General features: G+C 44.6%; 13 protein-coding genes. 7 read left to right on the top strand and 6 right to left on the bottom strand.

Translation table 11 applies throughout. From position 1 onward, the window contains the following. Positions 1-5 precede the first annotated feature (5 nt). Together dnaB and AAA943_RS00280 are read left to right on the top strand one after the other, a co-directional pair. Positions 6-1,577 (top strand): replicative DNA helicase, encoded by a 1,572-nt coding sequence (dnaB, locus tag AAA943_RS00285; RefSeq protein WP_338222230.1) that lies wholly within the window; start codon positions 6-8, stop codon positions 1,575-1,577. A 3-nt stretch (positions 1,578-1,580) separates the two neighbouring features. Further along, on the top strand, positions 1,581-2,579 hold the full coding sequence (locus tag AAA943_RS00280; protein WP_338222229.1) for a zinc-binding dehydrogenase: 999 nt from the start codon (positions 1,581-1,583) through the stop codon (positions 2,577-2,579). Between the two features lie 2 nt (positions 2,580-2,581). Here the strand turns inward: AAA943_RS00280 and AAA943_RS00275 are convergent, their stop codons facing one another. Continuing rightward, positions 2,582-2,911, bottom strand: coding sequence for a tetratricopeptide repeat protein (locus AAA943_RS00275; RefSeq protein WP_338222228.1), 330 nt, complete (start codon positions 2,909-2,911; stop codon positions 2,582-2,584). Between the two features lie 74 nt (positions 2,912-2,985). Between AAA943_RS00275 and AAA943_RS00270 the strand changes: the two genes are divergently transcribed. The 4 genes from AAA943_RS00270 (at position 2,986) to AAA943_RS00255 (ending at position 6,698) form a co-directional block, all read left to right on the top strand. Beyond that, the gene (locus AAA943_RS00270) at positions 2,986-3,723 is read left to right on the top strand and encodes an electron transfer flavoprotein subunit beta/FixA family protein (RefSeq protein ID WP_338218569.1); all 738 of its coding nucleotides are present in this window, start codon (positions 2,986-2,988) and stop codon (positions 3,721-3,723) included. A 35-nt stretch (positions 3,724-3,758) separates the two neighbouring features. Then, positions 3,759-4,727, top strand: a complete 969-nt coding sequence (locus AAA943_RS00265; protein ID WP_338222227.1) for an electron transfer flavoprotein subunit alpha/FixB family protein — start codon at positions 3,759-3,761, stop codon at positions 4,725-4,727. 5 nt (positions 4,728-4,732) lie between these two features. After that, positions 4,733-5,332, top strand: a complete 600-nt coding sequence (locus tag AAA943_RS00260; protein ID WP_338222226.1) for a bifunctional nuclease family protein — start codon at positions 4,733-4,735, stop codon at positions 5,330-5,332. An 82-nt stretch (positions 5,333-5,414) separates the two neighbouring features. Further along, a complete protein-coding gene (locus AAA943_RS00255; protein WP_338222225.1) occupies positions 5,415-6,698 on the top strand; it encodes a NupC/NupG family nucleoside CNT transporter in 1,284 nt (427 codons plus the stop codon). A gap of 149 nt (positions 6,699-6,847) precedes the next feature. On the opposite strand, the gene AAA943_RS00250 is transcribed toward AAA943_RS00255, so the two are convergent. The 3 genes from AAA943_RS00250 to mnmA all read right to left on the bottom strand — a co-directional run bounded on the left by AAA943_RS00250 (position 6,848) and on the right by mnmA (position 10,430). Then, positions 6,848-8,308, bottom strand: a complete 1,461-nt coding sequence (locus AAA943_RS00250; protein WP_338222223.1) for a M28 family peptidase — start codon at positions 8,306-8,308, stop codon at positions 6,848-6,850. Positions 8,309-8,353: 45 nt separating this feature from the next. Beyond that, positions 8,354-9,070, bottom strand: coding sequence for a pseudouridine synthase (locus tag AAA943_RS00245; RefSeq protein ID WP_338222221.1), 717 nt, complete (start codon positions 9,068-9,070; stop codon positions 8,354-8,356). Between the two features lie 148 nt (positions 9,071-9,218). Then, positions 9,219-10,430 (bottom strand): tRNA 2-thiouridine(34) synthase MnmA, encoded by a 1,212-nt coding sequence (gene mnmA / locus AAA943_RS00240; RefSeq protein WP_338222219.1) that lies wholly within the window; start codon positions 10,428-10,430, stop codon positions 9,219-9,221. 170 nt (positions 10,431-10,600) lie between these two features. Here mnmA and arfB point away from each other — a divergent pair, with 170 nt between their 5' ends. After that, positions 10,601-11,020, top strand: coding sequence for an alternative ribosome rescue aminoacyl-tRNA hydrolase ArfB (arfB, locus tag AAA943_RS00235; protein WP_338222217.1), 420 nt, complete (start codon positions 10,601-10,603; stop codon positions 11,018-11,020). Here the strand turns inward: arfB and AAA943_RS00230 are convergent, their stop codons facing one another. Next, positions 11,021-11,902, bottom strand: coding sequence for a hypothetical protein (locus AAA943_RS00230; RefSeq protein WP_338222216.1), 882 nt, complete (start codon positions 11,900-11,902; stop codon positions 11,021-11,023). Between the two features lie 54 nt (positions 11,903-11,956). After that, entirely contained in the window at positions 11,957-12,646 is a 690-nt protein-coding gene (locus AAA943_RS00225; RefSeq protein WP_338222215.1) for a PepSY domain-containing protein, read from the bottom strand. Positions 12,647-12,669: the final 23 nt, after the last annotated feature.

Here is a 12,669-nt window from a genome sequence, read left to right as displayed (position 1 = left end):
GTTTTATGACCGAGAATACCAACCAACCTAGAATTTCCCGTAAGAAGCCTGCTTACGAAAACCCAACCAATTTTTTGGGTAAAGTGCCCCCTCAGGCAGTAGACTTAGAAGAAGCTGTTTTGGGAGCTCTCATGCTTGAAAAAGATGCTCTGACCAATGTCATTGACATCTTGAAAGTGGAGAGTTTCTACAAGGAATCCCACAAGGTCATTTTTCAGGCAATTCTGGATTTGTTTACCGAAAGTCAACCCATAGACATGCTGACTGTCACTTCCCAACTCCGTAAAAACGGGGCTCTAGAGGTAGCAGGAGGAGCCTTTTACATCGCAGAACTTACCTCACGGGTGGCTTCAGCTTCCAATATTGAATACCATGCACGGATCATCACCGAGCAGGCCATCAAAAGGGATTTGATCCGGATTTCCTCGGAAGTGCAAAAGGATGCCTTCGAGGATACCACTGATGTTTTCGAACTGCTGGACAAGATGGAGCAGTCACTTTTTGAGATTTCCGAAAAAAATATCCGGAAGAATTACTCCGATATGCGCTCCATCATGCGTGACGCGATAGCGGAATTGGAGGAGCGGAAAAATCAAAAAGACGGCCTCACGGGAGTTCCCTCGGGATTTACGGCCTTGGACCGGGTTACCTCAGGCTGGCAAAAGTCCGATTTGGTCATCATTGCAGCCCGACCTGCCATGGGTAAAACGGCCTTCGTTCTTTCGGTGCTTCGAAATGCAGCCGTGGACCATACTCGTCCGGTAGCTATCTTTTCTCTGGAAATGTCCGCCGTTCAGTTGGTCAACCGTTTGATTTCCTCAGAAGCCGAACTGGATTCGGAGAAGATCAAAAAAGGCTCTCTAGCCGATCATGAATGGGCACAATTAGTTCACAAGACGGCAAAGCTTTCCAAAGCCCCCCTATTTGTGGATGATACCCCAGCTCTGTCCATTCTTGAGTTGCGTGCCAAAGCCAGAAAGCTCAAAGCCCAACATGACATTCAGATGATTGTGATTGATTATTTGCAGCTGATGTCAGGGGATTCGAAAAGCGGTGGACCGGGTGGAAACAGAGAGCAGGAAATCGCAAGTATCTCCAGGGCATTGAAAAAAATAGCCAAAGAATTGAGTATTCCTGTTATCGCACTTTCCCAGCTTTCCCGTGCGGTAGAGACTCGGGGAGGAGATAAGCGTCCTCAGCTATCCGACCTTCGGGAATCCGGTGCCATAGAGCAAGATGCCGATATGGTGATGTTCCTCTACCGTCCGGAATATTACGGAATCACCCAAGATGAAGACAACAATTCAACAGCTGGTGTTGGTGAGGTCATCATTGCCAAGCATAGAAACGGTTCCTTGGATACCGTTAAGCTTCGATTTATCGGACGCTATACCAAATTCACCGATTTGGATTTTGGGGCTTCATTTCAGCCCAATCAACCTGTAGAAGTATCCTACCAAAAATTCACTTCAGGTGCGTCTGGAGTTCAGAATTTCGATACAGGCAATACCTTAAAGCTACCCAGCAAAGCAAATGACGATTTACTTCATGGAGATGGAGGCTCTATAGATTTTTAACTCATGAAGGCTGTAGTTCTTAATCAGGATACTCAGGAAAAAATCCAAGTCCTTGATCTCCCCAAACCTTCGGTAACCGAAGGAGAAGCTCTAGTACGGATCCATGGAGCCGCACTCAATCATCGGGACGAATGGAGTCGAAAGGGTCTTTATCCCAATCTCAAAAATGGAATCATTTTGGGTTCCGATGGTGCAGGGGTAGTGGAAGCAGTCGGGTCTGACCGGGATTCAAAATGGCTCAATCAGGCTGTAATCATCAATCCGGCACTTTTCTGGGGAGAAGATCAAAAAGCCCAAGGCAGAAAGTTTGAGATCTTAGGGATGCCGCGAAACGGGACTTTTGCGGAATATGTCGTAGTGCCTGTAGATCGATTGGTTCCCAAACCAAGCCATCTTTCTTGGGAAGAGGCTGCAGCACTCCCTTTAGCAGGACTTACGGCTTATCGAGCATTGGTTTACCAAGGCCAAGTAAAAGAAGGAGAGCAAGTCCTGATCACAGGAATCGGTGGGGGAGTAGCTCAGTTTGCTGCTCAATTTGCCCACGCGCTGGGAGCCCGGGTTTTTGTATCAAGCAGCCAATCCGAAAAGCTTCAAAAGGCTAAGGAATTGGGTTATCGGGGAGGATTTAATTATCGGGAAAAGGATTGGGTTTCACAGGCTCTTGAGCTCACCGGAGGCTTTGATCTGATCATTGATGGAGCTGCGGGTGAGGGGATAAATGATCTGATTCAGGCTTGCAAACCGGGGGCAAGAATCGTGTTTTATGGAGCCACAGCTGGAAATCCGAGTAAATTGGAAGCCAGACGAATTTTCTGGAACCAACTGAAAATCATGGGATCTACCATGGGTTCGGACGAGGATTTTAGATCCATGATTGACTTGGTAGAGTCGCATCAGCTTCACCCTACAGTGGATCAGGTTTTTCCACTGAGTCAAGCCTTGGATGCTTTTGATCGCATGAAAGCCGGAAAGCAGCTCGGGAAGATTATCCTAAAGCCCTGAATCTAATCTTCAGTTTCGAAAAGAAAGTTTTGATAGGCATTGTTCAGCTCTTGCTGAGCCTTCAGGTTGTTTTGGGATTTTGCAAGGCTTATTCCTTTTTCAAAAAAGTCTTTCGCAGAGTTTAAATCTCCATTTTCCCAAAAAAAATGCGCTCCAGGAAAATACATGGGAAGGTAATCTTCGTAGTTAGTGAGAAGAAACATCAATAGGTCTTGAGTCTCCTTGGGATCAATTTGCTGAAGCTCCAAGGCCAAAGCATAATAGTTGAAAGGGTTTTCTGGTTCTTCAAGAATAAAATTTCTCAGCGCTTCAATCCGGGCCAAATTGCTCATGAATTGTTTTTTTAATTAGCCTTTGCCTGTTATTTTCACGCAAAATAAATCTAAAATAATCTAACTCTAAACCAATGAAGATTCTTGTTTGTATCACCCACGTACCGGATACGACTTCCAAGATTCAGTTTACTGCCGACAATACCAAGTTTGATACCACAGGAGTGCAATTCATCATCGGCCCTTACGATGACTACGCACTGGCAAGAGCTGTGGAACTTCGGGATCAAACAGGAGGCAAGCTCACCGTCCTCAATGTCGGGGAAGCTGAATCCGATCCTACATTAAGAAAAGCCCTAGCCATCGGTGCAGATGATGCTATTCGGGTAAATTCTTTCCCAAAAGACTCTTATTTCGTAGCGCAGCAAATCGCTCATTATGCCAAAGAAGGTGGCTATGACCTGATTTTGATGGGAAGAGAGTCTATTGATTTCAATGGTGGAATGGTCCATGGAATGGTGGGAGAGCTATTGAATATGCCTTCTTTTTCTCCGGTGATGAAGTTGGATGTCGAAGGAAATACCGTAAAAATGGCCCGTGAGATCGAAGGAGGAAAGGAGTATTTGGAAGCTCCGCTTCCACTTATTGCAGGCTGTCAGGAACCTATCGCAGAGTGGAAAATTCCAAACATGCGAGGAATCATGTCTGCCCGAACCAAGCCTTTGAATGTAGTGGAACCGGTATCTCAGGATACGCAGGCTGAAGCCAAAAAGTACGAATTGCCGCCGGCAAAAGGTTCTGTCAAATTGGTAGATAAAGACCAGGTTGGAGAATTGGTGAAATTGCTGAAAAACGAGGCAAAAGTACTTTAATTTAATTTATTCAAATTATTCTAAATCAAGATATTATGTCAATTGTAGTATATATCGAGCACGCAGAGGGGAAAGTAAAGAAAACCAGTTTGGAGGCAGTGTCATTTGCGAATGCTTTGGCATCCCAAACCGGAGAAGGGGATGTGGTAGCCGTAGCTTTGGGAACTATTGCATCTGAGGAACTGACTGCTGTAGGAAAAGCAGGAGCGGCTAAAGTACTTCATGCAGGAGACGACCGACTCACCGCTGGAGTGATTCAAGCCCATGCTTCTGCTGTGGCACAAGCTTTTCAATCTGTGGGGGCAAAAACTTTGGTGTTGGCCAAATCCTCTCTCGGGGATGCTGTGGCAGCCCGCTTGGCAGTCAAACTTGGTGCAGGATTGGTTTCCAACGTTGTGGAATTGCCTCAGACCTCTGGTGGATACACGGTAAAAAGAAGCATTTACACAGGAAAGGCTTTTGCACAGACTGAGGTGACAACTGAGAATAAAATCCTTGCTATCAAAAAGAATGCTATAGACCTCAAAACCGACGGGGCGGATGCAACTGTAGAAACTTTTGCAGTGGATATTCCCGAATCTGATTTTGCCTCTAAAATCACCTCTACAGATCGTGCTACCGGTGAAGTTCTTTTGCCGGAGGCGGATATTGTAGTATCCGGAGGTCGAGGGATGAAAGGACCTGAAAACTGGGGAATGATCGAAGATTTGGCCAAAACATTGGGTGCGGCCACAGGTTGTTCCAAGCCCGTTTCTGACATTGGATGGAGACCTCATCACGAGCACGTAGGGCAAACCGGTGTAAAAGTTGCCCCAAGTTTATATGTTGCTGTAGGAATTTCAGGAGCGATTCAACATCTTGCGGGGGTTAACTCTTCGAAGTGCATCGTGGTAATCAATAAAGATCCTGAAGCGCCATTTTTTAAAGCAGCCGATTATGGAATTGTGGGAGATGCTTTTGAAGTGGTACCAAAACTGACCGAAGCACTTAAAGCCGAACTTTAATTTTTGTGGAAAAACACATAGAACTGGAGATTCTCGGACTTTCGTCCAATCATTCCCAATCGGGGTCATTTACCTTGGTTATGGGGGAAGTCGATGGCAATAGAAGATTGCCTATCGTGATAGGAATGTTTGAAGCTCAGGCCATTGCCATTGAGATTGAAAAGATCATTCCCAATCGTCCCATGACCCATGACCTATTCAAATCCTTTGCAGAAAGCTTTCATTTTCACATCGATAGAATCTTGGTCTCAGATATGAAAGAAGGGGTTTTCTACGCTAAAATCATCTGCAAAAGTGAATTGACGGTGGTGGAGATTGACAGCCGTCCTTCAGATGCCATTGCGATTGCGGTTCGATTCAATGCTCCGATTTTCTGTGCTGAAAAAGTAATGGCTGAAGCTGCTATTGAATTTACTGAAGAAGATCGAAAGATTGCTGAAAAGGAAGAGGCTAAAGCTCCGGCCCAAAAAGTGACCACTCAAAAAGAAAGTTCCCTCAAAGATTTTAGCTTGGACAAGTTGAATCAGATGCTGGAAAAGGCAATCAACAATGAGGATTATGAAAAAGCAGCCCGAATAAGGGATGAAATCAACAAAAGAAACTAAAAACGGAAAGTCCTGAGAAATCAGGACTTTTTTTTGGTTTGGCTTTCGCCTATTTTTAGCCCTTCGATTCAAAAAATACCTGATGGATTATTTAAGAGGGGCCTTTGGCTTAGCTATAATTATTTTCCTTGCCTTTATTTTTTCAAACAATCGCAGAAAAATAGACTGGAGGCTAGTCATCATTGGAATTTCCCTTCAATTGGTTTTTGGTTTTTTGATCACCAAAGTGGAGTTTGTCAAGGACGGATTCCAACTGTTATCTGAGGGATTTGTTAAGTTTTTGAGCTTCAGTGAAGCAGGTGCAAGATTTATCTTCGGTGATCTGGCTGGTGATAGTTTTGGGTTCATTTTTGCCTTCAAAGTTCTCCCTACCATTATCTTCTTCTCTACCGTTTCTTCGGGGCTTTACTATTTGGGCATTTTGCAAAAAATCGTCTACGGCATCGCTTGGGTGATGGCAAGAACGATGCGGCTTTCTGGTCCTGAGTCACTTTCAGCAGCAGGAAATATCTTTCTTGGTCAGACAGAAGCCCCTCTTTTGGTGCGTCCCTTTATCCCTCAGATGAGTAAATCCGAGCTGATGTGTCTGATGACCGGGGGGATGGCTACCATTGCCGGGGGTGTTTTGGCAGGGTATGTTGCTTTTTTGGGAGGAGATAGCCTGGAAGAGCAAAGTAAGTTTGCCGCGTATCTGCTTGGAGCATCCATTATGAATGCGCCGGCAGCGATTGTTTTGTCCAAAATCTTCATTCCGGAGACAGAAAAGGAAATCAAGCAAGACAAACTGGAAGTCAATGCTGAAGCAATGGGAGTTAATCTGATCGACGCCATGTCGATCGGAGCAGCGGAAGGCTTGAAGTTGGCTTTGAATGTAGGGGGGATGCTTTTGGCCTTTATTGCGGTCATTGCCGCCATCAATTATGGTCTAAGCGGATTGATCGGTGAATATACCGGGCTGAATGCATGGGTAGCAAGCACTACCGGAGGTCAGTTTACGGGCTTTTCTCTGGAATATATCTTTGGTCAGATTTTCAGAGGATTCGCTTTTGCCATCGGGGTAGAATGGACAGATACCTTGCAAGTGGGCAGTTTGCTGGGACAAAAAACCGTGATTAATGAATTTGTAGCTTATCTGAGCCTTTCGGAAATGAAAGCTGCAGAAAGCCTCAGCCCAAAATCGATCGTAATTGCCACCTATGCCCTTTGCGGCTTTTCCAACTTCAGCTCCATTGCCATCCAATTGGGTGGGATTTCCATCATCGCACCCAATCAGCAGGGGAATCTGAGTCGCCTTGGCTTAAAATCACTGATGGCTGCTTCTTTGGCTTGTCTGATGACCGCTACGATAGCTGGGATGCTTTTTTAAAAGTATCAAGTATCAAGTATCAAGTACTTGAATTTTGGGAGAAAAATAATTGACTTAGCATAAAAAAGCTCGACTTTAAAATCGAGCTTTTATTATGAATAAGGAGAATTAGGTCTTGATACTTGATACAAAAATCTAGATACTAACCCTTAATTTCCATACAGCTTTTTACCAGCCTCTTCATACTTATCACCTTCTACCCATTGTGGCTGCTGATCCCAATTGGCGATTCTTTGAGCAGAGAGGATATAGGCTTTCCAGTAGATCTGCGCATAGTCCAAATCAAAACTAGCTACCTCATCTCCAGGCTTATGGTAATACTTGTTGATTTGATCATCGAAAGAGGTAAATCCCAAGGAAAAAGTAGGTGCTGGAATTCCCTTTCTGGCAAAGTTCACGTTGTCCGAACGGTCATATAATCCCTGCTCGGGAGCAGCATCGGCAATGGCTTTTACTCCAAACTCAGCCACAGCCTCTTCGATAAGAAAATCAGCCGTGGTTCTACCCAACCCGATTACGGTGATCACAGAGGTGTCGTTATATCCTCCATTGTCAATATTGAGGTTATACACGATTTGATTCAAAGGAATCAGGGGATTATTGGCAAAATAAGCACTTCCTAAAAGGCCTTTCTCCTCGGCAGTCCAAAGTGCGATAATAAGTGATCTTTTAGGTGGATTTTTTGCAAAATACTTGGCTGCATTCATTACCGCTACCGTTCCCACAGCATTGTCCCGAGCGCCGTTGTAGATCGAATCGCCTTCTGCATCCGGAGTACCTACGCCCACATGGTCATAATGAGCCGAAAGAAGTACGTATTCATTTTTCAAAACCGGGTCTGTTCCTTCGATCCAAGCCAATACATTTTTACCTTCCACAGACTTATTTACTTTCCCTTCTACTTGTGCAGTGGTGGTTTGAAGCGCATCACCGGTCAGCGTATTTTTGGCATCTTCCACCCAAATATAGGGCAGTTCACTTGCGGCACCCTGATCCAAAGTCATTTGGGGCCGGTTAAGAAAGTTGGAAAGCAGCTGCCAGGGTATAGAAGGAATATTAAATCGCTCGATCAGTGCTATCGCTCCAGCCTCTTGGGCTCTCTTGGTTTTTTCACTTCCTAAAGCGAATAAATCGGCTGGATTCATGCGGTTGGGAGCTCCTACATTGGCAATGGCAATTTTCCCAGTGAGATCTTTTCCCTCAAAATCCTCCTCAAGACCAAAACCAACCTCTACCAATTCATAAGATCCAGAGAATGATTTTCCATCCAATACCAGCATGTTTTGACCTTGGGTGAAGGTTTTGTCCCCAATCTGGATTGATCCGGACTGAGGAGGGGATGACATTCGGAAAGGGATATTCTGATAGAATCCTTCAGCTCCCGGCAAAGGCTTGACCTTGTAGCTTTCCAACTGATTGGCGATATAGGTGTAAGCCAAGGCCATTTCCGGTCTTGCGGGATCTCTGCCCATCAATTCATCCGAGGCGAGATAAGAAAAATCTTCGATTGCCTCTTTGGCCTTAAATTTTTTTTCAATGTCTGCCTTTTGGGCCAATGAAATGGTGCCCAAAGTGAAGACAAAACCTAGGGTAATTAAGGGTTTTAGCATATTCTGATAGTTAAACGTCGGACGAATCTAATTAAAATCCAGGCTTTATTTGGAGGCAAATAAAATTTCATTTGGATTCCAGTCCAAAATCTTCATGATTGTTCGGAAATGTACAGGAGGTGAGCAGGCTATATCGATTTTCCTTGCTGAAATCGGGTGGCTAAAGCTTAACTTTTCTGCATGAAGCAAGAGGTTTTGCAATCCAAATTGCCTTTCGAAAAAGATGTTTTGTTTATTGTCTCCGTGTTTTTTGTCTCCGATAATGTAATGGCGGATATGGGCCAAGTGTCGCCTGATTTGATGCGTTCGACCAGTCAACAATTCTACTTCCAAAAGGCTGTATCGGCTGGTAGGATATCGACCGGTGGAGTTGAATGGGATTTCAGCCTCCGCTATGATCTTGTATTTGGTTTGGGCCTCCTGAAGTTTTTTGGACCGTTCACTTTCCAATGGATGGTCGATCAATCCCTCGTTTTCTTTGGGAATTCCCCTGACAATAGTCAAATAGGTCTTCTGAACCTCTCTTTCCATGAATTTGGCTTTGAGCTGAGGTAGGATTTCTTCATTTTTTGCAAAAAGTAATACTCCACTTGTCGCTCGATCCAATCGATGGACCGGGGCAACCCAAGAACCGATCTGATCCCGAAGCTGAATCAATGCGTTCTCTTCCTCACCAAATGCCTGACGGGTGCGGTGAACCAGCAATCCTGCAGGTTTGTCAATGATTACCAGATTTTCGTCTTCAAAGAGAATATTAAGCATTAGGTTCTAGCCACGATGGTGCAAAGAGAGAAAAGAAGAAGCAAAAACTATTTCCCACAGATATTCGCAGATACAAAACACAGATCTTACAGATTTCAATATCCGTGAAAACCAGTGATTATTTCTGTGCGAACCTGTGGGAAAATATTCAAAAGATGGTCCCTGAACCGATACACTCTTCTCCCTGATACCAAGCCACAAATTGCCCGGAGGCAATTCCCTTTTGTGCGTTTTCAAAGATCACATACAATCCATTTTCCTTCCTCACCAAAGTCGCCTTGCTGAGGGCCTGACGGTAGCGGATTCGAGCTTCGTATCCTGCAGATTCACCCGGATTTAGGGCCAAATCTTCCCTGATCCAATGGATTTGGTCGGTTTGGACAAAAAGTCCAAAGCGATTCAGTCCGGGATGGTCTTCGCCCAATCCGGTATATATGACATTTTGTTGCGTATTGGTTTCGATGACGAATAAAGGCTTACCCGTTCCGCCCACTTGAAGTCCTTTTCGCTGACCCACTGTGAAATAATGTGCGCCATTGTGCTCTCCCAATACTTTTCCTTGCTCTGGCTGGTAGTGGATCGGCAGGCAAATTGAATCCAGTGTTTCCTGATCCCAATCGGGTGGTTCCATCCCTGCTGGAACTTTTGCCTGATCATATACCGGAAGATTTTCAGGGATTTGAATGATTTTGCCCTTTTTGGGCTTGAGTTGCTGCTGAAGAAATTCAGGAAGTCGTACTTTTCCTATAAAGCAAAGGCCTTGAGAATCCTTCTTTTCGGCAGTGATCAAATCAGCCTCCTTGGCGATTTCCCTTACTTGTGGCTTGTGCAAATGACCGATGGGAAATAGTGCTTTGGCCAATTGCTCCTGGGATAATTGGCAGAGAAAATAGCTTTGGTCTTTGTTGGGATCTGCTCCTGCTATTAATTGATAAACGGGTTTTCCATTGACTTCAATTTCCCGTTTTTGGCAATAATGGCCTGTAGCTACAAAGTCTGCTTTGAGCTTTTGGGCTGCTTTTAAGAAGATATCAAACTTGATTTCCCGGTTGCAGAGAATATCAGGATTGGGAGTACGCCCGGCCTCATATTCCGAAAACATGTAATCCACAATCCGCTCTCGATATTCTTCGCTGAGATCAATGGCTTGGAAAGGGATTCCGAGTTTCTCGGCTACCAACATGGCATCTGTGGAGTCCTCCATCCATGGGCATTCGTTGGAGATGGTGACGGATTCATCGTGCCAGTTTTTCATAAACATGCCGATGACCTCATAGCCTTGATCGATCAGGATTTTGGCAGCTACACTGCTGTCTACACCGCCGGAAAGTCCGACGACTACTCTAGGTTTTGTTTTCATAGGTAATAATTAATGGATTCAAGGTCCATTAGGTTACGGGAAAGAAACGATTCCCAAGGTGGGAAAAGTTCGTAAAGGTAGTTTAAAACAGTTGGAAGGTTGCAAAGTGGAATAGTTGTAAAGTTGTTGGTTAACTTTGCCACCTTTCTACCTTACAACTTTTGAACCTCATGAACTCCCTCGACCAACGAATCAAAAACGGCTCATTCTTACCAGAATTGCAGTTTCAGACTGCGAGAAGCAGTGGACCGGGTGGGCAAAATGTAAACAAGGTCGAAACGAAGGTTCAGCTCAAGTTTGATGTAAATAATTCCCTGGTTCTGAGTGAGGAAGAAAAATTGACTTTGTTTCAAAAAGCATCGACTAAGATTGATCAGGAAGGCTTTCTGAACCTTTCCTCCCAAGAAAAACGATCCCAGATCCAAAACAAGGAATTGGTAATCCGCAAGTTTTATGATTTGCTGAAGACTGCTTTTCACAAAAAGAAAATCAGAAAAGCCACCAAGCCCAGCAAAGGAGCAATTGAAGATCGGCTAAAAGCAAAAAAAGCCCAAGCGGATAAAAAGGCCAATCGAGGCTGGAAATGGTGATTAATTGCAGTTGGGTTTATTCTGGGAATCGTTGGTTCTGAAGTACCGATCTCCGTTAAGAAAGAGCTTTTCATCCTTGTATTCCAGCCGATAATCTCCGTAATCTCCATTGTAGTATGTGAGTCTGAGCAGGGGAGTCCCATCGTTTCCGATCAATATTTCCCAGGTTCCATCCCCCTTTTGACTGCTTCCCGAATGGCCTAGCCCATCCATCGAAAAGCTGCTTGAACCTGAGTAGTTGAAATATCCTTGAGGGCAAAGGTCGATTACCCTTCTGAGTGAATACCCGCCGGATATCCCTCCATCCGAATAACTCGGAGAATTGTAGGATTCCAGATAAGTCAATCTCATTCCTGACAGCCAGGTTTTCCATTCGGTCAATTCCTCCGAGTAATCTACTTGGGCAAATTGAAAAGAATCGGCTAATTCTTTCCCGGCATTTTTCAGGGATTCCGAGAACTGCTGAGGCTGTGCTGCAACCAAAATGGTTACTCCCAGGCCTCCGGTGGGGTTTTCCAGTGCGATAATGTAGGTTTTGGCGGGATTACCCTCAAGCGTCCCTTGATAATTGCCGGCGATGGTATGCTGTCCGATGTTTTCCAGATTTCCGACTAACTGTAAAGAAGTCCCCTGACCATCATTGATTCCCTGACTGCCCTGTGCCCTCAACTCGGCCATTTTTTGATTATGGGTGGAAATCAAAATAATCCCGGGGATACTTTGACTTTGGAGGAGTACTGCTTCTCCATATTCTTGTCCTTGCCAGGTATTGGGAATGGTAAAGGAAATCCCCAACCGGGAATAGTTGACTCGGTTGCTTTCTTGTGCCATGGCTAGTTGAAGGAGGAAAAAGAAAAGGAAAAATGAGAGTGTCTTTTCCATAGGATTTTGAAATACAGTAAGTTAAGTTAAAAAGATAAAATAAAAATGCAAATGCTATGATTTCCTTTTCATTTTGGTAGTCATGAAGAATAAAGTGAATCCAGACACAATGGTAAGCATTCCAAACAGGGAGAAAGATCTCAAGAGGAAATTATTGAAATTATCCCGGCCGGCATAGTCCATCGTATGAAACATCCAGAGGAAGTCAAAAACTCTCCAGCTGCTATGTCTTACCCGCTCAAAATTTCCGCTTTTGGCATCAATATAAGCAGTGAGATTTTCGGGATGGTCGTAATGTATAGCCCAAGCGGGCAGGGGACGACCCCGATATTCATGATGGGAACCGGTTTTGGTAAGGTATTCTGCCCTTTTGATTCCATAGTCCCCTTTGATGTATATCTGGGCGATTTCTTTGGCCTGCTCCTCGGTGATTTCTCCATGCAATTCTCCGGTTTGGGCATTGTAGAGCTTTTCTCCATTGACCCAATAGTAGGGCTGATGCCGGACAAAGCGAAGTTCCAAAGTAGAAATCTCCAAAGTTGAGTCCAATGCACTCGGTTCGACTAGATTAGACGCAGTCATGTGCATCATGTGTACATTGTGAAAATGATCCCCATGAATCTCATCTATATCCGTCCAGGAGAAGTAAAGTCCCGATAGGGTCCAAAAGAGGAATTGAATCCCGATGAAAACACCTAAGAAACGGTGAATCTTTCGGGTATAGTATTGATTGTTTTTTCTCATGAGGCTGGGTGATAGAAGAATAA

Source organism: Algoriphagus confluentis (assembly GCF_036245625.1).
GTDB classification, from domain to species: domain Bacteria; phylum Bacteroidota; class Bacteroidia; order Cytophagales; family Cyclobacteriaceae; genus Algoriphagus; species Algoriphagus confluentis.
Note: the sequence above shows the minus strand (reverse complement) of the source record. Positions and strands in the feature narration are given on the sequence as shown.